Origin of the sequence: Flagellimonas algicida (assembly GCF_049629585.1) — a bacterium.
Lineage (GTDB): Bacteria > Bacteroidota > Bacteroidia > Flavobacteriales > Flavobacteriaceae > Flagellimonas.
Window position 1 is genome coordinate 381,745 of sequence record NZ_JBMYIX010000002.1, and the last position, 23,663, is coordinate 405,407.

At 42.4% G+C, this 23,663-nt stretch carries 29 protein-coding genes; 9 read left to right on the forward strand and 20 right to left on the reverse strand.

Annotated elements, in window-relative coordinates:
• Positions 1-7 precede the first annotated feature (7 nt).
• From atpB to ACPD8L_RS10590, 6 genes are all read right to left on the reverse strand, one after another.
• Complete coding sequence (gene atpB / locus ACPD8L_RS10565; RefSeq protein ID WP_423943294.1) at positions 8-1,147, reverse strand: F0F1 ATP synthase subunit A; 1,140 nt, start codon at positions 1,145-1,147, stop codon at positions 8-10.
• Positions 1,148-1,261: 114 nt separating this feature from the next.
• Positions 1,262-1,654, reverse strand: coding sequence for a DUF6168 family protein (locus tag ACPD8L_RS10570; RefSeq protein ID WP_116216718.1), 393 nt, complete (start codon positions 1,652-1,654; stop codon positions 1,262-1,264).
• Complete coding sequence (locus tag ACPD8L_RS10575) at positions 1,651-1,887, reverse strand: AtpZ/AtpI family protein (RefSeq protein ID WP_423943296.1); 237 nt, start codon at positions 1,885-1,887, stop codon at positions 1,651-1,653. The genes ACPD8L_RS10570 and ACPD8L_RS10575 overlap by 4 nt, the downstream gene beginning before the upstream one ends.
• A complete protein-coding gene (locus tag ACPD8L_RS10580) occupies positions 1,865-2,296 on the reverse strand; it encodes a bactofilin family protein (protein ID WP_293303631.1) in 432 nt (143 codons plus the stop codon). The genes ACPD8L_RS10575 and ACPD8L_RS10580 overlap by 23 nt, the downstream gene beginning before the upstream one ends.
• Positions 2,297-2,317: 21 nt before the next feature.
• On the reverse strand, positions 2,318-4,855 hold the full coding sequence (gene porW, locus ACPD8L_RS10585; RefSeq protein ID WP_423943298.1) for a type IX secretion system periplasmic lipoprotein PorW/SprE: 2,538 nt from the start codon (positions 4,853-4,855) through the stop codon (positions 2,318-2,320).
• A gap of 114 nt (positions 4,856-4,969) precedes the next feature.
• Positions 4,970-5,983, reverse strand: a complete 1,014-nt coding sequence (locus ACPD8L_RS10590; RefSeq protein ID WP_116216714.1) for a GlxA family transcriptional regulator — start codon at positions 5,981-5,983, stop codon at positions 4,970-4,972.
• 111 nt (positions 5,984-6,094) lie between these two features.
• Between ACPD8L_RS10590 and ACPD8L_RS10595 the strand changes: the two genes are divergently transcribed.
• The 3 genes from ACPD8L_RS10595 to ACPD8L_RS10605 are packed head-to-tail and all read left to right on the forward strand — an operon-like array spanning position 6,095 to position 7,478.
• Positions 6,095-6,412 (forward strand): hypothetical protein, encoded by a 318-nt coding sequence (locus tag ACPD8L_RS10595; protein ID WP_423943299.1) that lies wholly within the window; start codon positions 6,095-6,097, stop codon positions 6,410-6,412.
• Positions 6,409-7,068: a DUF2461 domain-containing protein gene (locus ACPD8L_RS10600; protein ID WP_423943301.1), complete on the forward strand. Its 660-nt coding sequence runs from the start codon at positions 6,409-6,411 to the stop codon at positions 7,066-7,068. The genes ACPD8L_RS10595 and ACPD8L_RS10600 overlap by 4 nt, the downstream gene beginning before the upstream one ends.
• 38 nt (positions 7,069-7,106) lie before the next feature.
• Entirely contained in the window at positions 7,107-7,478 is a 372-nt protein-coding gene (locus tag ACPD8L_RS10605) for a SnoaL-like domain-containing protein (protein ID WP_116216711.1), read from the forward strand.
• 205 nt (positions 7,479-7,683) lie between these two features.
• Here ACPD8L_RS10605 and ACPD8L_RS10610 read toward each other — a convergent pair whose 3' ends face one another.
• Positions 7,684-9,174 carry a BspA family leucine-rich repeat surface protein gene (locus tag ACPD8L_RS10610; RefSeq protein WP_423943303.1) on the reverse strand — a complete coding sequence of 497 codons (1,491 nt, stop codon included), beginning with the start codon at positions 9,172-9,174 and terminating at the stop codon, positions 7,684-7,686.
• Between the two features lie 234 nt (positions 9,175-9,408).
• Between ACPD8L_RS10610 and ACPD8L_RS10615 the strand changes: the two genes are divergently transcribed.
• Positions 9,409-10,458, forward strand: a complete 1,050-nt coding sequence (locus tag ACPD8L_RS10615) for a 2Fe-2S iron-sulfur cluster-binding protein (RefSeq protein ID WP_293303635.1) — start codon at positions 9,409-9,411, stop codon at positions 10,456-10,458.
• A 1-nt stretch (position 10,459) separates the two neighbouring features.
• On the opposite strand, the gene ACPD8L_RS10620 is transcribed toward ACPD8L_RS10615, so the two are convergent.
• Positions 10,460-11,239: a patatin-like phospholipase family protein gene (locus ACPD8L_RS10620; RefSeq protein ID WP_423943305.1), complete on the reverse strand. Its 780-nt coding sequence runs from the start codon at positions 11,237-11,239 to the stop codon at positions 10,460-10,462.
• A gap of 277 nt (positions 11,240-11,516) precedes the next feature.
• Here ACPD8L_RS10620 and ACPD8L_RS10625 point away from each other — a divergent pair, with 277 nt between their 5' ends.
• The 3 genes from ACPD8L_RS10625 to arsS all read left to right on the forward strand — a co-directional run bounded on the left by ACPD8L_RS10625 (position 11,517) and on the right by arsS (position 13,750).
• Entirely contained in the window at positions 11,517-12,230 is a 714-nt protein-coding gene (locus tag ACPD8L_RS10625) for a TIGR04282 family arsenosugar biosynthesis glycosyltransferase (RefSeq protein WP_423943307.1), read from the forward strand.
• 85 nt (positions 12,231-12,315) lie between these two features.
• Positions 12,316-12,651, forward strand: a complete 336-nt coding sequence (locus tag ACPD8L_RS10630; protein WP_136564998.1) for an arsenosugar biosynthesis-associated peroxidase-like protein — start codon at positions 12,316-12,318, stop codon at positions 12,649-12,651.
• Positions 12,652-12,661: 10 nt separating this feature from the next.
• Complete coding sequence (gene arsS, locus ACPD8L_RS10635; RefSeq protein ID WP_423943309.1) at positions 12,662-13,750, forward strand: arsenosugar biosynthesis radical SAM (seleno)protein ArsS; 1,089 nt, start codon at positions 12,662-12,664, stop codon at positions 13,748-13,750.
• Positions 13,751-13,786: 36 nt separating this feature from the next.
• On the opposite strand, the gene ACPD8L_RS10640 is transcribed toward arsS, so the two are convergent.
• The 8 genes from ACPD8L_RS10640 to ACPD8L_RS10675 all read right to left on the reverse strand — a co-directional run bounded on the left by ACPD8L_RS10640 (position 13,787) and on the right by ACPD8L_RS10675 (position 18,540).
• On the reverse strand, positions 13,787-14,188 hold the full coding sequence (locus ACPD8L_RS10640) for a hypothetical protein (RefSeq protein WP_423943310.1): 402 nt from the start codon (positions 14,186-14,188) through the stop codon (positions 13,787-13,789).
• Positions 14,181-14,546, reverse strand: coding sequence for a hypothetical protein (locus ACPD8L_RS10645; protein ID WP_423943311.1), 366 nt, complete (start codon positions 14,544-14,546; stop codon positions 14,181-14,183). Before ACPD8L_RS10645 ends, ACPD8L_RS10640 begins: the two co-directional genes overlap by 8 nt.
• 2 nt (positions 14,547-14,548) lie before the next feature.
• Positions 14,549-14,986 (reverse strand): hypothetical protein, encoded by a 438-nt coding sequence (locus ACPD8L_RS10650; protein WP_421810431.1) that lies wholly within the window; start codon positions 14,984-14,986, stop codon positions 14,549-14,551.
• A 76-nt stretch (positions 14,987-15,062) separates the two neighbouring features.
• Positions 15,063-15,356: a hypothetical protein gene (locus ACPD8L_RS10655; RefSeq protein ID WP_421810430.1), complete on the reverse strand. Its 294-nt coding sequence runs from the start codon at positions 15,354-15,356 to the stop codon at positions 15,063-15,065.
• Between the two features lie 17 nt (positions 15,357-15,373).
• On the reverse strand, positions 15,374-16,015 hold the full coding sequence (locus ACPD8L_RS10660) for a hypothetical protein (protein ID WP_421810429.1): 642 nt from the start codon (positions 16,013-16,015) through the stop codon (positions 15,374-15,376).
• Between the two features lie 120 nt (positions 16,016-16,135).
• Complete coding sequence (locus ACPD8L_RS10665) at positions 16,136-16,639, reverse strand: hypothetical protein (RefSeq protein WP_421810428.1); 504 nt, start codon at positions 16,637-16,639, stop codon at positions 16,136-16,138.
• Positions 16,640-16,768: 129 nt separating this feature from the next.
• A complete protein-coding gene (locus ACPD8L_RS10670) occupies positions 16,769-17,668 on the reverse strand; it encodes a carboxypeptidase-like regulatory domain-containing protein (protein WP_293303645.1) in 900 nt (299 codons plus the stop codon).
• Positions 17,668-18,540 carry a carboxypeptidase-like regulatory domain-containing protein gene (locus tag ACPD8L_RS10675; protein ID WP_293303646.1) on the reverse strand — a complete coding sequence of 291 codons (873 nt, stop codon included), beginning with the start codon at positions 18,538-18,540 and terminating at the stop codon, positions 17,668-17,670. Before ACPD8L_RS10675 ends, ACPD8L_RS10670 begins: the two co-directional genes overlap by 1 nt.
• Before the next feature lie 351 nt (positions 18,541-18,891).
• Here ACPD8L_RS10675 and ACPD8L_RS10680 point away from each other — a divergent pair, with 351 nt between their 5' ends.
• The gene (locus tag ACPD8L_RS10680) at positions 18,892-19,503 is read left to right on the forward strand and encodes a TetR/AcrR family transcriptional regulator (RefSeq protein WP_423943314.1); all 612 of its coding nucleotides are present in this window, start codon (positions 18,892-18,894) and stop codon (positions 19,501-19,503) included.
• Here the strand turns inward: ACPD8L_RS10680 and ACPD8L_RS10685 are convergent.
• Genes ACPD8L_RS10685 through ACPD8L_RS10695 form a run of 3 tightly spaced genes read right to left on the reverse strand, consistent with a single transcriptional unit; the run spans position 19,500 to position 22,106 of the window.
• On the reverse strand, positions 19,500-20,573 hold the full coding sequence (locus ACPD8L_RS10685) for a glycosyltransferase family 9 protein (RefSeq protein ID WP_423943316.1): 1,074 nt from the start codon (positions 20,571-20,573) through the stop codon (positions 19,500-19,502). The two genes, ACPD8L_RS10680 and ACPD8L_RS10685, sit on opposite strands and share 4 nt — an antisense overlap.
• Positions 20,533-21,138, reverse strand: a complete 606-nt coding sequence (locus ACPD8L_RS10690; protein ID WP_423943317.1) for a DUF4254 domain-containing protein — start codon at positions 21,136-21,138, stop codon at positions 20,533-20,535. Before ACPD8L_RS10690 ends, ACPD8L_RS10685 begins: the two co-directional genes overlap by 41 nt.
• A gap of 38 nt (positions 21,139-21,176) precedes the next feature.
• Positions 21,177-22,106 carry a DUF6427 family protein gene (locus tag ACPD8L_RS10695; RefSeq protein ID WP_423943319.1) on the reverse strand — a complete coding sequence of 310 codons (930 nt, stop codon included), beginning with the start codon at positions 22,104-22,106 and terminating at the stop codon, positions 21,177-21,179.
• A 39-nt stretch (positions 22,107-22,145) separates the two neighbouring features.
• Here ACPD8L_RS10695 and ACPD8L_RS10700 point away from each other — a divergent pair, with 39 nt between their 5' ends.
• A complete protein-coding gene (locus tag ACPD8L_RS10700) occupies positions 22,146-22,367 on the forward strand; it encodes a DUF6341 family protein (RefSeq protein WP_116216695.1) in 222 nt (73 codons plus the stop codon).
• Here the strand turns inward: ACPD8L_RS10700 and purD are convergent.
• Positions 22,362-23,633, reverse strand: coding sequence for a phosphoribosylamine--glycine ligase (gene purD / locus ACPD8L_RS10705; RefSeq protein WP_423943320.1), 1,272 nt, complete (start codon positions 23,631-23,633; stop codon positions 22,362-22,364). The genes ACPD8L_RS10700 and purD overlap by 6 nt on opposite strands.
• Positions 23,634-23,663 lie beyond the last annotated feature (30 nt).

A 23,663-nucleotide genomic window follows, 5' to 3' on the forward strand; every position in this document is an offset into this window, starting at 1 on the left:
GTTCTTCTTAATGGTGATCTTCTTCCACTGCCATTCCAAAATAAAGGGCCGACAACATGGTGAAAATATAGGCTTGCAACGCGGCAACCAGCAATTCCAACAAGGAAAGAGCGAATGCCAATACAAACGATAATGGACTTCCTATCCAGTTCTTGAAAATGAACATAAGTCCTATAATACTCATCAATACTACGTGGCCCGCAGTAATGTTGGCATACAAACGAATCATCAATGAAAATGGCTTGATGAAGGTTCCCAACAATTCTATCGGTGCCAATATAATTTTCATGGGGGCAGGCACGCCCGGCATCCAGAAAATATGTTTCCAGTAGTTCTTGTTTCCAGAAAAAGTGGTGATCAAATAGGTAATCAACGCCAAGGCAAAGGTCACCGCAATATTGTTGGTCACGTTTACACCAAGCGGCGTAAGCCCCAACAAGTTGATAATCCACACGAAAAAGAATACGGTAAGCAAATAGCTCATGTATCTTTTGTATTTGTGCTCACCAATGTTCGGGATGGCAATTTCATCACGGACAAAAAGCACCAAGGGCTCCAATACCCTGCCGATTCCTTTTGGAAGGCTGTTCTTTTTGTAATTATTGGCAACACCACGGAACATGAAGAACATCAACAAACCGACCAACATGATAAAGACCACGTTCTTGGTTATGGAAAAATCCAATGGCTTTACATTGGTGGGATGGGCATCATCCACTACCAAATTTTCACCAAACGCATCCTCCTCATGGGTCTCTTCTCCATGATGTGCCCCAAAATTGATGGTGCCTTCCGCGTCTGTCTTGTAAATTTTATTGTGATATAGGGTGTAGTAGTTGCCATCCGCTTCGGCAACGCCCTCGCCATGCTTTAGTTTGGAGGAAGAAAACACCTTAAGGCCATTGTCCCATAAAATCACCGGCAATGGAAAACCAATGTATTTGTGCTCCCCTGCATCCGTAGTATAGGAATACAGATTAAAGTCATGGGAGTCCAGAAGGTGGTGGTCAATGTATTCCTTGATTTCGGTCTTCAAATCATGGGCTCCGGTTTCAACTTCCTGTGCCCCATGGTCTTGGGCCGATAAAATCCCCGCGGCCATAAAAACCACGGCGGTCAATTTTTTACTTAATAACGAATATCGCATATGATGCAACTATGGGTCCTCAAAAATCGGTGCAAAAATACATTGCTCATTCAAAAGAAAAAAGCTTTTACAGTATTATTTACAGTATTGATTTTTTTGTTGATTTTTTGGACTTTATCTCACAGAATTAAGCAGTTTGCCCAAAAAGAGGGTTTCCAAGGTCAGGGAATAGAGGTACGGGACAAAAAAAGCAAGGAACTCTGCGCGCTCCAAAACACCATCTGCCTTATATCCGGAATAGAACGCCACGAAGAAAACACCAAATTTTAAAAGGCTCCCTATCAAAAAAAAGAACCCTAGATAATCGCGATACTTGTTCCTGTAAAAATAAATGGCAAAAAAAATAATGCAGGCCAATATGGAATTCAACAAATAGCTTTTTACCAGTTGGTTCCCGTGGGGTTCATAACCATACCAAGCCTGCAACTTGGCATGGCCCAAAAAAAGAAGGATCGATCCAACGACCAACCCTATGATAAAAATTATGGGAATAGACCTATTCTTCAATTATTGATTCTTTTCAATTGCTGGACCACCAAATATATGGAAACGGCCACGCCAAACAAGGTACATATGGGCAGGAATACCTTTGCGGTCCCGTAATGGGTGTCCAACCATCTCCCTCCTTTGACCGCCAAATAGATGATGACGCCCATTTGTATGGCCATCCCCGACAAGCGGGCCGCCTTGTTTAAAGTGTCTCTACGCGTGTTTTTATTAGGAAGCTTTTGCTGGTTCATTGCTCTTGGTGGACTGCATTTTTGGCGCCGATCCAGACGCACTTACAGCTCCTTTGCCCATGGTACAGGCTGCATTGAAAGTAGCTCCGGGCTCCACGGCCAATTTGGCCACGGATACGGTGCCCTCAATAATGGCAGAAGCCTTCAATGAAAGTAGTTCCGCTACCGAAAGTTCGCCGTTGAACTTTCCTTCAATATCGGCATTGACACACTCAACTTTACCGTTGATGTAACCGTCCTTGCCAATGACCACTTTACCAGAGGTCTTTACGTTGCCTTCCAGTTTCCCGTCGATTCTAAAATCCGCTTCGGAAGTAATATCACCTTTAATTTTTGTGTTCTTCTCAATTCTGTTGGGCTGCCCTCCAAATTCATTCATAGGTCGTGGTTTTTTGTTGTCAGAAAACATTGTGTTCTAGGGTTTTGGGGTTTAAAATTGTGCTTTGTATGATTCTAAATTCTTATGTACTTGAATAATTTTATAGTTATCCGATAAAATTACGAAATTCTCATCGTTGATGCGGTAGTCCCTATTGTTTTTTATGAGTTCTGCGAAGCCCAAAGCAAAGTCCTTGGAGCGGAAACCATGGACCACAACAAACTCGTCTTCAAGGGTGTAGATATCTTTGGAAATGGCGTTCCTGTAGTTCAGTTCCTTAATGACTTCCATCAGCCTTTCCTGAAGCTTTACGGCTTTTTCATCGTCCCTTATCTTAAACGGAAAGACCACTTTCCAATTTCCTGCCCCGCTGGATCCGGTCTCCGGTGAAAAATCCTTCTTCTCCAATTTGGGAAGCTGTTGCTCCACCATTTCCTCGGCCTTCTTTCCTTCTGGATTGTTGGGATAGGTCAATGCCACATAGTTCAAGGCTTCCTTGAACGGTTCAAAACCTTGCAAGCGCCCAATGGCATTGGCTTTCAACATTTCAAATTTGGGGACAATGGGGTCTCCCGTGAATTGGTTGATGTATCTCTCAGACTGGGTAATGACCTGAAGGAACTCTTGCTTCTCGTATAATTTAAAAAGGGCTGCGTAGCGTGCATCCGGACTGTCGGTGCTTCCCTCCAGAACGGCCTGCGGATTCAACAAAATCTCGGCATACCTCGTGTCTGGGTGATTGGCAATGATGTCCTGTTTCATGTTCTGGGCCAAAGGACTGCCGCTCTCCTCATAAATCTTGAACAGGTTGTATTTGGAGGGAAGGATCAAACGTTCCTCTGGATTGGAGGCCAATACCTTTTCCAATTTTGCGGCAGCCAAAAGGTTGTCCTTGAATTTTTCCTTGTAGATCAGCCCCAATTGGTAGTTGGCAAAGTTTCTTTCGGTCCTGAGGCTATCAATCTCAGTAACATCGGTGGGAATCCTGTCCAAATAATAGTCCAGTGAATATCGTTGGTCTTCCGTAAGGTTTTCTCCAGATGAATCATTGCCTACAAACTCTCCCGTAGCTTCGGAAATCAAGGTTCGGGATTTATTGCTCCAGCGCCAATCGTCTTCCAAGGTCCGGTCTCCCCAGCGGGTCTTAAAATCATTTTTACCATACCCCAAGCTCGTTACATTATAAAAATAGAACTTGCCTTGGTTCTGTTTTCCTCCCTTACTCTTGGCAAAAGTGGCAAAGCCTGCGGCAGCCTGTTGCTGTTTCTTCTCTTCCTCTTCTTCCGCTTTGCGTTTTAGTTCGGCGATATAGTCCTCAAAATACGCTTTACGCTCCGTTTCCGGCATTTCGTACAGGGTAATTACGCTGTCCGTATGCTGCACAATATCCTCGTACTTGATCACGTCTTCCAGATTGTCCAGCTTCTTTTTAATGTTCCTGAACTGTCGGGTATTCTCTTTTAGGTTGGTCAACGTACTGTCGTAGTAGGCCCCAGCGGTTTTGTACGCATCCTCATCAAAATAATAATCGGCCAGGCTCTGGTAGTTGAGGGCTTTGAGCTTTTGCTCGCCTTGGGTGGCCTTGAGTGATTTGTTGTAATACGCCAGTGCCAAACTATCCGATTCATTGGCCAAATGGAATTGGGCCACTTCACGATAAATTTTATCCAAAAAGGGGCGGTTCTCGCGGTTCTCCTCCAATTCGGTGAGATATTCCAACAGCTCTTCCCTATTCCCATCGGTAAGTTCCGTATTCTGGATTTTCTGTAGATGCGCATTGATCATATACACCCTTGGCGACTTTCGGTTGAGCGCAATCACCTTGTCGAAGGCATAATTGGCACTGTCTTTATGTCCCAATTGGTTGAACAACTGACCAATAATAAATAGATATCTTCCCTTTTCGGGGTTCTTTTTGGTGTAGGCCTGGGCTATCTTAAGTTTTTGAATAGCCGTATCCGGTGCATTCAAATTGATGTAGCATTGTGCCAAAACAGCATTGGCATCGGCATATTCCTGATCTTTTAGCGACTCGTACTTGAACAATCTTTTCAGGTTCTTGATCGCTACTTCCGGATTGTCCAATCGCATGTTGGTCTTTTCCCTCCAAATGGTGGCTTCGTTCAATTTATCACTCTGCACATATTTTCTAAGGATGTAATTGAAGGATTCCAAAGCAGGGATATACCGTTGATCGAAGTAGCGTGCCTTGCCCAAAAGCAAAAAGGCCTCATCCGTTTGCGGATTGCGTTCTTGGTCCTTAATGTCCATGCTGTGCTTTTGTATGGCCTTGGTGGCCTTTTCCTCGGCAATGATGAAATTGGGATTGTTGTCCTCGGAATCGAGCTTTATTTCATCGGTCACCTCCAAACGTTCCACGGGGAGGATTTCCCAATAATCGTCCCGATAGCTCTCATTGAGTTCCTCGCGGCCTTGTTCAAAGGCAATATTGCCATTGTACAGGGTATTGTACTTGGTGTTGAGTGCGTGCCAGTTTCGGTTGATGAACTTGTCCTTTTGGGTGGAACAGGATTCAAAAATCAACCCGGCCAAAACTATGGCGCTGAAAAGTATGTGTCGAAGCTTCAAAATTATCGATGATCTTGTGTAACCTTAACTGAAAAAAAACCAGATTATTATAAGGCTCATCGATAAAGTGTCGGATTTTTTATTTGCTCCTTGGTCAAAGGTGAAATGGTCCCGTTACCATGCTGTGGTCCGTTCCGGATTCAATACCGTCATATTGTATTTGGCCTTATAGGCCACGGGAGACAATCCTACGTATTTTTTGAACACCGTCCGGAATGCTTTTTGATCGGCATACCCTACCTGGTACATCACTTCATTCACGTTTTGCTGGGTGCTTTCCAGACTGCGTTTGGCCGCTTCCATTTTTACTCGTTGTATGTATTCCAAAGGGGTATTCTGGGTGGCTTTTTTAAACCTTCGGACAAAGTTCCTACTGCTAATGGCCGATTTTTTGGCCAATTCCTCCACGGATATCTTATCGGTTACATTGCTCTCAATAAAATTTTGCGCTTCTTTGATGGCAACATCATTATGCTCCTTCTGCCCTTGAAAAATGACAAATTGGTTTTGATCTTGCCGATCGATCTCAATCTCAAAATATTTCGAAATATAAATGGCAGCGTCCCTACCGCAGTATTTTCCAATAAGGTGCAGCATCAGGTTTAAAAAGGAATAAGCCCCTCCACTGGTATAGATGCCATCTTCCTCGGTCACTATTTTATTGGAAACAAGATTGACCTTGGGGTACATGTTTTTGAACATTTCCATGGCCGCCCAGTGGGTAGAGCATTGCTTGCCATCCACCAGCCCCGTCCGGGCCAGAACAAAGGCCCCCATACACATACTGGCCACTTCGGCATTGTGTAGATTCCGTTGCTTAAGGATCCAATCCACAAAAGGATTGTTTTGTTCCAGTTCCTCTATAAATCTATCTGTTTTCAACGCAGGAATAAGTATAATGTCCGTTTTTTCTACCTCATCAATAATCTTATCGCAATGGATGCTAAAAAGTCCATTATATAATGAATGGTCTCGCTCCAGTCCCACCAAATGGATATCAAAAAAATCGTCGTTTCTAACACCCCTTTTCTTTAGAAACTGATTGGCAGCGGACAAAATCTTGTAGGGACCCACCACACTGCTCAATATGGTATTGCCTTTGGGCACCAAAATGCTTACGTGTTTCATAATCATTGGTTTACAAAGGATAAATGTAAGACTTCTGTTTGGCAGAATCAACCCTTAAAAGTGTCCTATTTGCCCACAACTGTGCCTTTTTTCCTTTTGTAGCTTTGGTTCATGGCGTTTGAAAAATTCAGCGAAATACGGGAAAAATATTGCATAACCCATGTAGAGGTGACCGAAGGCAAGATGATGAGCTCACCTGCCATACATTATAAAAAGAAGGTGTTTGCCTTCTTGTCCAAAAACCACACCATGGTTTTCAAATTGGGCAAGGATTTTCCTATTGAAACTCTGGACATAGCACTGTCAGAATTCAGTCCCTTTAAGACCAAAAAACCACTTGGAGGTTGGTACGAGGCACGTTTTGAAGACCATGGACAATGGGAAACCCTTACTGAACTGGCATTGAACCACATACAAGAGGACATATGATTACAAAAGAGTATACTTTATTTTTTGAGGAACTGGCCCAAAACAACCACAAGGAATGGTTCCATGCAAACAAGAAAAGATATGAGGAAAAAGTAAAACTGCCCTTTTTGTCCCTAATGGATGGGTTGTTGCAAGAGTTGACCTCGTGGGATGGGCGCATTCCCTCCGATGCGAAGAACGCCATGTTCCGCATCAATAAAGATGTGCGATTTTCCAAGGACAAAACTCCTTACCATACCCTACTTAAGGCAGGATTTTCACCACATGGCAAAAAATCCCTATTGCCGGGTTACTATCTTGGTATTGATGCCACGACCATTTATGTGGGCGGTGGCCTGTTTACACTTCGCCCACCGGAGCTCCATCTAGTCCGGGAACATATATCCAAGAATGCTTCAGGACTCCTGGACGTGGTTAACGATTTGACCTTTGTCCAAAATTTTGGTCGCATCAAAGGGGAAAAGAACAAACGCTTGGATAAAGGCCTCCTTCCAGCGGCAGAAAAAACAGCACTGATCTATAACAAACAGTTTTACGCCATGGCCGAATTTCCGTTGGAACCTTTTTATAATTCGGAAGACCTACTGGATGAGATCTTGTTTCATTTTAAAGCCATTAGACCCTTGAATACTTTTCTAAACCAAGCCTTTGATTGAATCTGAGTTTATTTAGTAATCATAAAAACAAAACAAACATGAACACACAAGAAATTGCAGACAAATTAGTGGCCTTCTGCCGGGAGGGTAAGTTCAATGAAGCCTACAGCCTATACGCACAAGATGCCGTAAGTGTTGAAATGCCCGGAATGCCCAATGAGGTGACCGAGGGTCTTGACAACATTCTGGAAGGTTTTAAACAATGGGGCGAAAGTATACAGGAAACCCATGGAGGCAGTGTTGGTGATCCCGTAGTGGTGGGCAACCACTTTGCCGTACCCATGACCAGTGATGTTACTTTTAAAGATGGCAACCGTATGGACATGGAAGAAATCTGCCTCTACCAAGTGGAGAATGGAAAAATCACTAAAGCCAGTTTCCATTATGATACTTCAATGATGGGACAATAATGTAAATAAAGGCAGTCAAGAAACCCCAAATAAGTGTTCTTGACTGCCTATTTTTAATTTAGTTGGCAAGGCTAATCTAATTATTACAGGATATGTTATCCCCTTCAATTTGCCATCCTTTACCCAACAAGGCATTTCTTGCTGCCTCCCCATTGCAATATTGAAGTTGGTCTGCGCCTAAAACAAGGTCGTTAGGGGCATTAACTTAATCGGCCCAACCTATTAGGGTATTGTCATAATTCTCTATGGAAAGTCCTGATTCATTCAGCATTTGTGCCATATCAACTACATTTTCAATGTTCCAATCACCCAAATTATGGTCAAAGCTCTCAGCATTCCTAAACATGCCCCACATATCTGTTACAGCATCTACCTCCCAGCTAGAGAGATTTGCATTAAAACTGGTTGCATCACTGAACATGACACTCATATCGGTCACTTTTTGGACATCCCACCCTGATAGGTCTGAATTAAAACTCGTAGCATAAGTGAACATTGCATTCATGTTTGTAACTTCACCTACCTTCCATGAACTTAAGTCTTGGGCAAATGAATTGGCATAGGAAAACATATCTTGCATATCTGTTACAGCACTTACCTCCCAATCGCTTATGTCACCATTAAATATTGTAGCAGAAGAGAACATAAAAGCCATATTTGTCACCTTTTCCACCTTCCATAAATTCAGGTTTTGATTGAATGCTTGAGCAGTTGTGAACATTCCTCTCATATTTTCCACACTGGTTACTGTCCAATTGGATATATCACCATTAAATGATTCTGCTTCATTGAACATATAACTCATATCCGTGACCTTACTTACATCCCAATTGTTCAAATCACTGTTGAACAATATAGCAAACTGAAACATCTCTGCCATGTTTGTAACATTGCTTACATCCCAATTGTTGAGATTGCCCGTAAAAGAGATCGCACCATAGAACATCGCTTCAAGGCTAGTTACCTTGGAAAGGTCTGGGGCATCCGTTGCTTTTACAACCATATTCTGGCAAAAATAAAATGCATTTTCAAGTTTTTCCCACTCGATCTCACCCCATTGTTCAATGCTTGTAAGTTTATCTCTGGAACTACTACTGTCCTTCATTTCAATACTTGGGAAACCCACACCGATTGAAACGGTATAGTTTCCATCAGCGTCATAAGTATGCTCCGGGGTATTTGAGGTTATGGTTTCCACGGTGCCATCTCCCCAATCAATGGTACAACTGTAAGTGTAGTCTCCACCTGTTGGAATTACAAGGGTATCCCCTGCGCCAACTTCCCAAGTGGTAACAAAGGGTTCATCGCGCACATTGTCCACATTTATGGTTATGGTCGCATTTGCAGAGTTTTCCCCATCGGTTACTTCCACAATAAGTTGATGCGAAGTTTCAGTTTCATAATCCAGTGCTTTGCCTGATGCCAAGCTTAATTCCCCATTTTCAGAAATGTTGAATAGGTCTGAGGAATTGGTGGTAATGGAAAAGGTAATTGCATCATCATCGGGGTCGGAAGCCAAAACATTGTCAATAACCCCTGGACCCATGTCCTCAAGAACATTGAATGTTTGTGCCTTTATGATCGGTGTTCCATTTGTTGGATTTGAATCAGGATTTGGCGAATCGTCTTTGCCGCAGGCTTGTACAATCAAAATTACAAGCAGTACAAGATTCCTTAAATATCTATATTTTCTCATAACAATTAATTTGTGTGTATCTGATTGAAACCATAAAACAAGGCAAAAACAGGCGTTTATGAGGTAGGGAATTGATGGATGCATACTGTGGATTGATGAAACGGTGCTTTCGGTTGACAAAAAGATCAAAATGTTTCTTTTTCCTTTGGGTTTTGTGAAGACTCATACAATACTTTCAAAATTTTCCATCCAAGAATGTCATGAATGCTTAATTTTGCAGCAAAATTGTTTTTTATGAGCGATTCCCACGCATTGCAGATTACCGCAGTGGATGCATTGACCCCGAACGCAGTAGCCCTCACTTTTGAAGTTCCAGAAAATCTTAAGGATGTATATGCTTACGAAGCAGGACAATACATTACCATAAAACATCAGCTCAACGGAAAGGAACTCCGCAGGGCCTATTCCATTTCTTCGGCCCCTTCTTCCGGGAAACTGACCGTGGGCATTAAAAAAATGCCGGAAGGTACATTTTCTGTCTATGCCAATGAATCCTTAAAGGCTGGTGATGTGTTGGATGTACTACCTCCAGAAGGCCGCTTTGTATTTCATACGGATGACCTACCAAAAAATGTGGCCGCATTTGCCGCCGGGAGTGGAATAACCCCCATCATGAGCATTGCTCAAACCGTTTTGGAAAACCATCCAGAGAACATTTTTGTTTTGGTTTTTGGGAATCAGTCCCCCGAAGAGACCATGTACTTTCAGAAAATACAAGAGCTAAAAGAGCAATATACCAATAGGTTTTTTGTTCAGTATATCTACAGCCGATCTAGGGAAAATGATGCCCTTTTTGGCCGAATAGACACTTCCACCATAAACTTTGTGGTAAAGAACAAGTTCAAGGATACCGCTTTTGATGCCTTTTACCTATGTGGGCCAGAAGATATGATCCATGCCGTTTCGGATACCTTGAAGAACAATGGCGTTGATGGGGATCGTATTCATTTTGAATTGTTCACCAGTGCCGACACTGAAGATGAAATGGCTGAAAGCTTGGAAGGAATGACCCAAGTGGAGGTCATTTTGGACGATGAGACCTTTTCATTCAGCATGGATAAAAAGAAATTGGTGCTGGATGCTGTCCTGAATGAGGATATAGATGCCCCTTATTCATGCCAAGGAGGCGTGTGCAGCAGTTGCATTGCCCGCATCAAGGAAGGAAAGGCAGAAATGGTGAAAAATCAAATCCTCACCGATGGCGAAGTGGCCGAAGGCTTGATCTTGACCTGTCAGGCCCACCCCTTGACGCCTAAGCTTGTGGTGGATTATGACGATGTGTAATTTATTGGGTTGACAACATTCTCTCCATGGCCCTACTGCCATGGTCATAGCCTATGGTAAAGGCATTCTCTATTCCTTTTTTGTCCAAAACCCCAATTTTGTCCAACTCCTTGGGTTCGATGGAAATGTTGCATTCGGCCAATTTTACCCGGTTGGAGGCATAAATCATCAAACTGGTGACCCTTCCGGCCAGCTGCAGGGAATTTTTAAGGTCGTTCTTGCGTACTTCAGCCGCTATGGAGACATTACTGCCAATAATGTATGAAGCATGCTCATCCACATACTCCTTTGGAAAGTTGTTCATGATGCCCCCATCGGCATAGAGCACCCCATCAATGTCCACTGGACTAAAAACCGGGGTCAAGGCCGCTGAGGCCAGTAAAGGTTTGATCAACTCCCCTCGGTTGAACATCCGCTCCTCTCCCTTTAACAGATTGGTGGCGACCACATAAAGGGGTTTGCCCAGACTCTCGAACGTATTTTCAGGGAAATAGCCCTTAAAGATTTTGATATAGCGTTCCGTGTCTATAAATCCGGGTTTGTTGATGGCAAAAAAGCTATATTGAAACAGTGGTGTCTCCCTAAAAAAGCTCAACATACTCTCCACCGAGTTGCCATTGGCGTACAACGCCCCTACCAAAGCCCCAACACTTGAACCAGCCACAAGGTTTGCCTCTACTCCATGTTCCCGCATGGCCTTGATCAATCCAATATGGGCCATTCCGCGTACACCTCCTCCTGAGAGTACCAAGCCTACTGATTTTGTCTGTGCCACATCCATTTTTAGCGCATTTTGGAGGTTAGTTTTACGGATAAACAGGGCTCCATTTACCGACCCTCTGGTCTGTTTTTACCTTCAAGCCATCTGTTTTGGGTAGCTTGTCGAGAGTTTCTCGATTTTAATCCTCAAAAAGATAATGGCCTGATTATCAAAACCGACTCATGGGTCGGTATGTTAAATTTTAGTTTTCCTGTTCGAAAATGTAATCAAAAATAGCATCCAACGACCAAATTCTATGCTAAGATTATTGTAAGTTTAGGATAATTATTTGGTTGATTTGTCCCTAAGGCCCATTCAAAATACCGCCATTCTTGTTTTCGCAAATTCAGCGAAATGGGATAGTGGTATCAAAAAAATAGATGGGGATGCCAGTTTCTTTGAAACTCTGACCACGCAAACCTTGGGTATTGCCAAAACTTCCGGCCTACCATATTATCATTTTACGGAAAAAGAACAACAAGGCAATACTTTTGGGGAACGTTTTACCCATGCCCTACAATCGGTTTTTGATAAAGGCTATGCCCATGTGATTGCCATAGGGAACGACAGCCCTCAATTGAAAACCCAGCACCTGCTCGAGGCACACCGATTACTCCAATATGGAAAATCCGTTTTGGGCCCAACCATGGATGGTGGTTTTTATCTTATTGGGCTCCATCTTGGCCAGTTCAACCCGGAGCAATTTCAGGCCTTGCCATGGCAATCGCCTTCCCTACTCAAGGAAACGCAGGCCTATTTTGCCTCCAAAGATGAACCCGTTGCCTTGTTGAACGTATTGATCGATGTGGATTCGAAAAGGGACATCAAGCGACTTTCCAATTTTACCAAAACCTTGGCCAAAAGGTGGTTGGCTCTTTTTTCCATCATCTTTCATCAAAAAATGGCTATTGACAATATCCACAAGAAGGTATTCAAAACCAATTTTCTGGACATCCCTTTCAACAAGGGTTCTCCGTTATTTCCTTTCCCAACATTTGTCGCCCAAGTGTAAGTGCTTGGATACATCCTTACTTACTTTTTTATGCCTATCCCTACCCATGGGAGGCGTACATTTTTAAACCACTAAAAAACAAAACATGGCAAACTCATATTACGACCCAGCGGACCTACGCAAATTTGGCAACATCACAGAATGGAGCGAAGAACTCGGAAACAAATTCTTTGACTACTACGGAAAAGTCTTTGAAGAAGGGGCACTTTCTGCCCGTGAAAAATCCTTGATAGCGCTAGCCGTGGCCCATGTGGTCAAATGCCCGTATTGTATTGATGCTTATACCAAAGATGGCCTGCAACGAGGCATCACCAAAGAAGAAATGATGGAAGCCGTACACGCCGGAGCTGCCATAGAAAGTGGCGCTACCCTGGTCCACGGGGTCCAGATGATGAACAAGTACAACAAATTATCCATGTAAACCTATAACCATGGCGGAAAGCATTATGCCACAGCTTAAAAAAGCAGCAAAAAAATCCCTTAAGGCCCGTGAAAATGAACTGGCCCATACCGATCGGCAAATGGAAATCCTAAATGGAGAGCTATTTGCCGATGGGGAGCTACCCTATTTTAAGGATAAGATAGCTGAAATTGGCCATTCCCCCCTCCGACCCAAAGCGTTGGAGATTTTACAGATCAATGTAGGGTATATGTGCAACCAAGTCTGTGAGCACTGCCATGTGGATGCCGGACCGGACCGCAAGGAAATCATGACCCGTGAGACCATGGAACAGTGTTTGGAGGTCATCCGAAACACTGGGGCGCATACCTTGGACCTTACCGGTGGTGCCCCCGAAATGAATCCCAATTTTAGATGGTTTGTGGAAGAAGCTTCCAAAGCGGGCATAAAAGATTTTATTGTACGCTCCAATCTCACCATCATCCGGGCCAATAAAAAATACCATGACCTACCGGAGTTTTTCAAAAAACACAATGTACATGTAGTATCTTCCATGCCGCACTATACCCGGGGCAAAACGGACAAGCAGCGTGGGGATGGGGTATTCGATAAATCCATTGAGGCATTACAACAACTCAATGCCGTGGGCTATGGCATGCCAGACAGTGATTTGCGATTGGATTTGGTCTATAATCCCTCGGGGGCATTTCTGCCCAGTGACCAAGCGGCCATGGAGCGTGATTTTAAAAAGGCATTGAAGGAGGATTTCAATATTGAGTTCCACAATCTGTTCGCCATTACCAATCTGCCCATTTCCCGATTTTTGGATTACCTCATCGCTTCGGACAACTATGAGGATTATATGTATTCTTTGGTGGAGGCCTATAACCCTGCGGCTGTAGAAAATGTGATGTGCACCAATACCATTTCGGTGAGTTGGGATGGTTGGCTCTACGATTGCGACTTTAACCAGATGCTGGGCCTAAAGGTGGCCAGCAAGGTAAAGCACATCAAGGATTATAACGAGGAGGTGTTGAACGACCGCAACATTGTGATCTCGCAACATTGCTATGGCTGTACGGCCGGGGCGGGAAGCAGTTGCCAAGGGACGGTGGCTTAACTGCGAGTATTGCTGTTGAATTATGTTGCGTATTGATCAGTTGCCTTTGTCTTTGATTAAAAACTGCATGATCTGTATCATTTCCACCGCATAATTGATTTCGATGTCCAATTCATTATTGCCATCGTAAGCTATTTGTATTTCTTCACCTTCCTTTGCTGGGCCTATGGCCAGTTCGGTTCCATCAATGTCCCACGAATAGTTGCCTTGCTTTTCCGTAAACAGGTTTTTCAAATACGGCTTTTTTATGTACCCTTCACTTTCCCATATCTCTTGTGCAATTTTGGTGAAAACTCCAATGATTTCGATAGTGTCCATTTTGGTCAAAAGACATTTCCCTTCGTTGCAGTTGTTCAACGATACGTGTAAATGATCTCCACTCTTGAAAATGACCAAGTCTCCTTCTTTTACAAGCCAGTTATAAACCTCTTTACTCATCTTTATTGTTGTACTGTTTTGTTTCGTTTTCCATTTCAAGCGTTTTGAACATACACTGGAACAGGTCTAAAACTTCCAATTTTTGTTTTAACCCGTAATCCGTTTTATGCTTAGTATGGATCATTTCCGATTTTTGTTCAGCGTCGTACGCAAGTTGCAAATCCAAATGGTATTGTCGTCCAACAAAACATTTTTTGGCCCAAAGGTCTAATTCGTCATTGGTTCCGGTCAAGGCCTCTTTGATACTTTCCATTTCGGTTTCTTCCAAGTTGTAGTTGGAAAGTTGTGCCAACATATATAGAATCCCTTTCAGTTTATGGCTCCAGAACCAAAACCCGTATTCAATCTCTTCTTTCATCTTTAGTAATACGGTTTGCTTTTTATGGGAACCGCTGTGTTGTTCTCTATTTTATAGTACTCATAGCCATCATAGGTGGTATAGGGAGGGTACGGCAAGCACTTTATGTAGACCTCTTGGGTTTGAAAGTCCCTGTATGCTTGGACAGACTGGAACTTGGGGGGCAAAATGGTTTTTTTCTGTCCATCGGCGATTCCAAACCCATAAAAATCATCTGTCCGATCCACTCCACCGCCAAAGCCTATGGCCCAAATATGTTTGGAATACTTGTATTTTTTGATGAGATAAAATGTCCCTTCTTGTTGCTGGTTCAATACAGATAGTTCCTCACTGTTTTCTATATGGTCTGTCCCGATCAAGGATAGCCTTGGGTAGGGATTGCCAAAAAAGAAATATATGTCTCCCCCTATAAGGAGTATGACCAGTCCTACCAGTATCATTGCTGTTTTAAAACTTCGGTTCATTAATTTGATATCGATTGTAACACATCATCTTACACTTCACTTTTTGTTTTGATTACTTTTCATCATCCCTCTGCATAAGCCAAAGGGATATCTGGCCCCTTGTCCAATCCTTTGGAAAATGAGCTCCTTTTCTGTTGGTATAATGCTTCAGGTTTTCTTTGGCTTGATTAAGACAGTGGACAAAATCTTTGTTGTTTAGTTCATCAAAATCATCTGTTTGGATATACCATCCATCTATCAGTTCAAATATTCTGCCCACCAACCGGTTGTCTTTTCTTCGGTATATTTCAGATGAAGTAAACCCATCTTCGGGGCTGCCCAAAACCTGGAAATAATATGTGTCCATCTTAAATCAATGCTTTTCTATTCATAGTTTGCGTTGTCCCAAATCAGCAATCCCTCAATATTTTCTATGTTGAGTCCTTTTTCTTCATTGATTTTGTTGAGACGCTGCCCAAAGTTTTTAAGCTCCTTCTTGGCCACTTCCACTGCTTTTTTTAGTTCTTTTCCATCAACACATAATTTCAAGCGGGGCGGATTAGGTTGGAACGCTTCATCGAGCTCCCCAACCGAAAAATCAAAAGTGATCTTGCCTTCCTTAAAAGAAACTTGCGGTGCAGGGTGTCCTTCGCAGTATGAGTTTTCCTCCATGGCAATCCGTTCCCAATACCAGATATCGCTTAGTTCTCCGCAACACTGCGGAAAAAATTGATCTTGATGGCCAACCCGTAAAACATACCCGCCAAAAAACGAACACATTTGCCCTCTTTCAAAAATTCCTTCCCGCATTTCCTGTGTATGGTCCAGTATAAGCTTGGTGAGGTTTTCCCCTGAAACATCGGAAAGTTTGTAAAAAAACAACCCTTTTTTATAGGGCTTTAGCCCTGCCTTTTTATGGCACTCATTATTATATTGTTCCCACATTTCGGGGTTCTTATCGCTAGGGATTTCTATTTCTTGATCACCACAACCAATTTCTAGGACCGGTATCAATTCAAGTGACATCCCTCTGATTTTTTATGATGATCCATGAACAAATGCTCTAAAAAAGTTTGAGGCCAATAACACATTCCATTTGGTGATGGAAGCCCATGTTTTTTTGACCCCCTGGACTAAAATTCAGCCTTAACTTGGAGTTCCCATTTTTACATGGTCTGGCTCCTGTATTTGTTGCCAAGACTTTCTTATCCTCCAACATTTGATCAAGTATGGAACAAGAAAAAGGATTTCAAAGCGAAGGTTCATTTGCCAAATCCCATCAACCAAAGCAAAAACTGGCTTAACGATCATCATTATAATGCAAACTATTATTCCAACCACAGCATCTATCAACCCCAATTTGATCGCCGGTTTTTTTTCGGTCCACATGGCAAAAGCTGTATACCCTTTAAAAATTATCAGTGTGCTGATGAAAATCCCCAATAGTGAGAACCGCTCAAAGGTCTGCATTCCATAAATTGAGCTTTCCGAGACAAACCAAAAGTGTATTGGCGAGCCTATTGCCTCTAAAAGCACTACAACTATTCCAGATGCCCCAGTGAACATAAAAATCCAAATAAATACTTTCATCCACCATGGGAGCAACTTTCTTCTTCTCCCGGTGATTTTGTTTTCTGTATTTCCATTCATGATTATCAAGTATTAGTAGACTTATTGTTGGTCACTGCATTTAAGCGTCCAAAACATAAAGTTGATGAATCCCTGTAATAAAATTTGTGCAGACTTGATCAATGCCCCTTGGCAATTGACCAATGTGGTTTATGGGTTGATCTTTTCTTGACCGCTTTGCAACAATACTTCAACTTGGATCAAAGCATTATTGACATGGATACCATCTTTAAATGTCCTTAAGTACCAACCCTTGCCCCTATAATTTCCCCATGTTTTTTCTTTCATGCTACTTCTTGTGTATGCCAAAGAAGGGCCAAGTCTATACGACAACTTCGGTTCTATTCCTTCATCATTGATCCATTCCACTCCTATACAGATTCCATTTTTTGGGAAAACAATGTTCTTCTCCAACAAATTGATATTGAACTTCTGTTTTTTGTTTTTTGGGTCAATGATCAAGTTTCTTTTGTGAATTTCAACACCAGGTCTATGCTCAATGGGGTCGTAAGTATAAAATTTGATGTTTAACTTGGAGGTATAATCGGCCTTTTTGGTCTTTTTTAGGAACAGGGTCAAAGATTTCATTTTGCCCATTGTGTTGTAGGGGTTTTCAATAAGGGTTGACACCTCATCCCCAAAAAAAGAAGTGAAGGTAATATGGTCTTCTTTTGTATAACCAAGTTCTACTTTTTGGTTGTAGAATGTAGGGGTATTGGCCACCACAACTTCCTCTAGGTCCGTGCTCCTCCCGTTTAGATAAATTTGATTATTGGAATCGAATTTTATTTTATCCAGAGGAATTACCTTGCTCTCGTACCCCAATGAAGATATTTTTATTGAATCTCCTTTTGATATAGTTTTCAGAATCAATTCAAATTTTCCATCTTTATCAGACGAAACCCCAAGTCTTTTATGCAGTACCACAAGGTTTGAATACGGAACAGCTTCACCTGTAGAAGCGTCCAATATCCTTCCTTTGAACATCAATTCTTGGGAAAACCCAATGCCCCCAATGAGAATCATTAAAAATGAAACAGCCTTTTTCACTACAGGTATATCGTTGCTTCCACATTGATCAGTGGAATGGCCTTTTTATGGTTTCTATATTGGAAAACCCCATTTTTCCAACCAACATTGTGATAATTTGTCCATGTTTTCAATTGCTTCCCATCAGAATATGAATATCTAAGAAGAGGACCTATTTTGTCATTTTTTTGAAAATTTTCTTCGCCATTAATAAATTCAACGCCAACACAAATACCCTCTTTTGGGATTGTTATGTTTTTGTTTGATACATTCACCTTCAATGTATAATTGCTGTTTTTGGGAGCTATGATCATGCTCTCATTGAGCAAGGATTTTCCAGGTCTATCATTAATTGGGTCATATTCATAAATTTTAACCCTTATATCAGCTATTTGTTTGGTTTTTTTGCGCTTTTTTAGTTTTACAATGATAGATTCGAGCTCTACCGATCGATCGTAACGGTTCTCTATAAAAGAGCAGTATTCAAGCCCTATAAGCGGAGAAACCCCTATATTTCCTTCTTTTTCCGGGCCAAGGAGCACTTTTGTTGGTCGGAGTTTGGTCCCGGGAACGACCACAACCTCTTGCAAATCAAAAATGGCTTTATCCAAGCTATAATTATATGTGCCACCATCTTTTATTATCTTGACCGGAATCTTTTCGGATCTATGGCCAATCGAAGATATTATCATGGTATCATGCTCCACTTGGGACAGATAGATTTGAAAAAAACCTTTTGTATCCGAGTATGTGCCTGTTCTTGCCTTTTGAAAAACTACGTTGGCGTATGGAATAGGTTCATTTGTATCCTTGCTTAAGATGTGGCCACTTATCAATTGTGCATGACAATACCCATTCAGAAAAAAAAGGAAACATGCTGTTGCTTTTAGCATACCCTAGATTCTTTATTTCTCATTTTCAAGTTTCTGAAATCCCCGTGACACTATATTAAAGGTTCGAATTGTTTATAAAAATTCTTTGTTAGATTGATGAATGGCCCATATGGCCCAACGGATACACCATATCAATTGACGAACGTCTCCCATATTTTTCTTTTTCATCCCCAAAAACCATCCTCTAAACCGACCCATCGGTCTGGTTTCTTTTTTTAGCATCCGGTTTTTTATCGGTTTTTGAACACTTCACCGATTTTTCGCACAGCTACATCTTTAATTCTTTGGCAGGGGCACATTCCAAGGAATCTTTGTAACCGACCAAACAGTCTAAACCCAAATCTTATGCAAATGACCCTCAAACGAAGAGAAACCATGCACCGCCTGTGTGGAAAAGGCCTTGAAATCTTTAATGAAAAAGGCTATTACAACACCAGTTTGGATGACATCCTTAACGAACTGTCCCTTTCCAAAGGTGCCTTTTACCATCATTTTAAATCCAAGGAAGACTACTTCATCAACATTGTACAAAACTTGATCGTGCAGAAGGTATATGCCTTATTGGTAGAACCCTTGAACCATTGTGAAGATCCATTGCCCGCCATTTTGGAGAGCTTGGAAAATGCCTTGGAACCTGGCAAAAAGAACGAGATGGCCTATGGTTTTATGCTGAATGATTTCTTGACCGAGTTCAACAAGCGCAACGAAGAAATCAGCAGTCACCTAAAAAGTATCCTGAGCGTGTGGGAAGTAAATCTGGTATCTGTCCTGAAAAGGGGAAAAGTGGATGGCCATATTGCCCGCCATGTAGATTGTGAAGGTGCCGCCACCTATATTATTGCATCCTTTTTGGGCATGCGCTCCCTTATGATGGATTCCACCAACGGCCAGTTAAAATATCAGTACATTCAGCAGTTGAAGCAGTACTTCAATGCCATAGCGGCGCATAAAGCAGCTGCCTAGGCTTCCAGAATCTGCAATAACCTGTCCACAACATCTTGAGGTTTTATGGTTTCCATTACGGATTCGTACCCTTTGGGTACTTTGTTCCCATACACCGAGGTGGGTATCAGCGGATATCGCTCCCGGTCTGCCAAAAGCGCATGTTCCATAGGCTGGTTAAAAGGATAAAATCCGGCATAGGGGTGGGTAACTCCCCAGAGGGTCACTACGGGAATGCCGTAATTGGTCGCCAAGTGGGCATTGCCGCTATCCATGGACAGCATCACATCCAAATTGGAAATGAGTTCCAATTCTTCCGACAGATTTAATTTTCCGGCCATATTCAAGGTATTGGTGAATGAGTTTGCCAATTCCTGTAATTTTTCCACCTCCATGGCTCCCCCGCCAAAAAGGAGTATTTTATACCTATTGGTTTTATCGAGTTGTTGAATTACTTCCTTCGTGAGGTGCAAAGGGTACATCTTGCCTTCGTGCGCCGCAAAGGGAGCAATCCCCAGCCATTTCTTGGTGTCTTGCTGCACCAGTCCCAAAACCTTTTCTGAAAGTTGCAAGCGCTCCTCTGGCCGTGTTTTGGAAAGATCAATGGCAAAACCCAGTTTTTCAAACACATCGGCATACCGCTGGTGGGTTGTTTTTAATGATTTAAAGATCTTGTTCTTGGAACGAGTAAGTGCCTTTTTTTCAGCCCGTCCTTTATCTATCTGAACAAACGGAATTCCTTCAAGGGCAAAATATTTCTTCAAAACCCTGCTCCGCAACACATTGTGCAGATCGGCCACGGCCTCAAATTTTAGCGGTTTCAATTCTTGGTACAACCGCCATAAACCCATGAGTCCCTTGTGTTTCTTTTTCACATCGGCTTCATAGACTTCCACTCGTTCCAAACCTGAGAAAATAGGCATGAATGCCTTTTTGGTAAGAACGGTGATCTGCAATTGCGGATTCTTGTCGGTCAGGAAACGGAGTATGGGAACGGTCATGGCCACATCTCCCATGGCGGACAGACGGACAACAAGGATTCGGGTGTATTTACCCTTTTTGTCCACGGAGCACCGGATTGAGTTCCTCATCGTTGTACATCTTCATCTGTTTGTAGACTTTCATGTACTTGTTCCCCGCTTCAATATCAGTCAATAACTGATCAATGGCGATAGATAGGTCTTTTCTTTGTTCCAGGAGTACGCCAAGCTTTTCGCTACATTTTTTGATATGCTCTGGAGAAGCATCGGTTCGGTTGGCCTCCTCTTGCATATGGTAGATCTTTAAGGCCAAAATGGAAAGCCGGTCTATGGCCCATGCAGGACTTTCTGTGTTGATCGTGGCATTTTCATCAACTTGTACCGATTGGTATTTGTTCAAAAAGTAGCTGTCAATATATTCCACTAAATCTGTTCGGTCCTGATTGCTCGCATCTATCTTGCGTTTCAGGTCCAAGGCGGCCACGGGGTCAATTCCCGGGTCCCTGATGATGTCCTCATAATGCCATTGTACGGTATCTATCCAGTTTTTCCGATAGAGCAAATGCTCCACTTTATCCTTTGGATAAGGATTGATGAACTCTTGATAAACATCATCCTTGATATGGTAGGTATCTATACTTTCCTGAAAAATTGTAAAGGCAAAATCACTGAACATGGACCATCATATTTTGGGCAAAGATATTGGTTTATGGCTTACCAATTCAGCTGAAAACCAAAAAGCACTATGGGAACCACTATACAAAGGGCCAAAACAGCTTCTTTGAGTTTAGCCCTTCTGATGGACTCCATATAATTGGCCATGAAGACTGCGGCCGGGAAAATCGTAAAAAGAACAACGGGATTTTCCCCTTCTGCAAACCAGCCTATGACCAACCCTAAAACAAAAGCCAGAAAAACCACCCGCAGCTGAACCAATTTTCCGCCGCCCGTTTTTCTCATTTTTAAAAATACCACAAAGACCGTCAACAAAATCAGAAGAACATAGATAAGTGTTTTTACACCGATGTTTCCCAATGTTGAAAGAGAAACGGTTTCCAAGGAAAAACGATAATGGTCCCAAAGAAAATTCATTGAACCGGATATCCGCAACAGCGCAAACATAAGAATGAAAACAGTACCCATGCCCATAAAAGGAATCAACCAATTTTTGAAATTCTTGCGATCATATATATTAATGACCACAAATACAATCAATAAAAAAGCTAGGGCCCATTCATAAAAAAAGCTTGCAATGCAAATCAGCAAGGAAGCATCAAAAATTTTGTGCTTTACGTTTTTGATGGATTTAATGGACAACAGTCTCCAAATGGCCAAAAGAATGAAAAAGTTGGCAAAAATGATGTTCTCTTGGTCAAAAGTCCCGGGAAAGGCTCCCAAAAGCAACACAAAAAATAGCTTGGTATACGAATTCGAATCGGTAATCTTTTCCATATGGACAACCTGGCCTATGGCAAATACCATTAGAAGTAAGGTTAAGAGAACCAGCAACTCAAAGGGAATTTCCTTGCCGATTGGACTTGGGTCCAATGCAAAAAAACCGTTCAGAAAGTAAAAAAGGACCAAAAAAACAGATAGGACAATGTAATTTATGGGTTTTGTTTTGCCGAAAAAGCTTGAAATCATCCTTTCTTTTGCTACTTTTGTACAGTAAATATAGCCAAGATGAGCAAGTTTTTTTACGGTATAGAAGACTTATTTGTAAACCACCTTTTTGCCCCCTACGATTTCTTTCGCTTTATGCACAGCTGGTGGGGAGCCAATTCCATCAATTGGATTTTCTTCGTCATCGGTTTTATCGCCATGATTTATTGGATGAAGCAGTTGAAAATCTTCAACGACAATGGCGAGGAAGATAAGAGCATAAGCTCCCATTCTTACCTATAGGTCAAACCCTAGATCTTTTCTGTAGTACATCCCATCAAAATTGAGCTTTTCCATGTTTTGATAGGATTTCTGCAATGCTTCCCTAAAATCGTTCCCAAAGGAGGTGATGGCAATGACACGCCCTCCATTGGTGACCACTTTTCCATTGGCCAGTTTGGTCCCAGCATGGAATACGATCGAATCATAGATGTTTTCAGTTCCACTGATTTCCTTGCCTTTTTCGTAAGCCTCGGGATATCCCCCAGAAACGGCCATAACTGTTGTAGCCGCCCTTTCATCAATCTGTAGGTCAATCTGGTCCAACGTTCCATTGGCCATGGCCGAAAGCACTTCAACCAAATCGCTTTTAAGACGGGGTATAACGACTTCGGTTTCTGGATCTCCCATCCGTACATTGTACTCAATGACCTTGGGCTGATCACCCACCTTGATCAATCCGATAAAGATGAATCCCACATAAGGCAGATTGTCTTTTTTAAGCCCCTCTACGGTAGGTTTTACAATTTGACGCTCAATCTTGTCCATAAAGGCCGAATCGGCAAATGGAACCGGGGAAATGGCGCCCATGCCGCCTGTATTCAATCCGGTGTCCCCTTCCCCAATACGTTTATAGTCTTTTGCTGTGGGGAGAATTTTGTAGTTGCTACCGTCTGTGAGCACAAAACAACTGAGCTCTATACCATCTAAAAACTCTTCGATTACAACCGTCGCACTCGCATTTCCAAATTTGGAATCGAGCAACATGGATTTTAGTTCATCCTTGGCTTCTTGCAAATCCTGGAGAATCAATACGCCCTTTCCTGCCGCCAGACCATCTGCTTTAAGCACATACGGTGGGTTTAAGGTTTCCAAAAAGGCATAGCCTTCTTCCAAGGAATCACCGGTAAAACTCTGATACGCTGCCGTGGGAATATTGTGCCGCATCATGAACTCTTTGGCAAACTCCTTACTGCCCTCCAAAGCGGCCGCCGCTTTTTGTGGCCCGATAACGGGAACCTGCTTGAGTAATGAATCTTTTAGAAAATAGTCATGAACTCCATTCACCAATGGGTCTTCTGGTCCAACAACTACCAAGTTGACACTTTCTTTCAGCACTAATTCCTTGATAGCGGCAAAGTCGTTTACCCCAACCTCAACGTTCGTGGCAATTTTGGCCGTACCGGCATTTCCCGGTGCGACAAATAGCTTGGTTGTTTTTGGGCTTTGTGAAATTTTAAGGGCAATGGCATGCTCTCTTCCACCAGACCCCAGGACCAAAATGTTCATGATAAAAAGTTTCGGCAAAAATAACCTAAT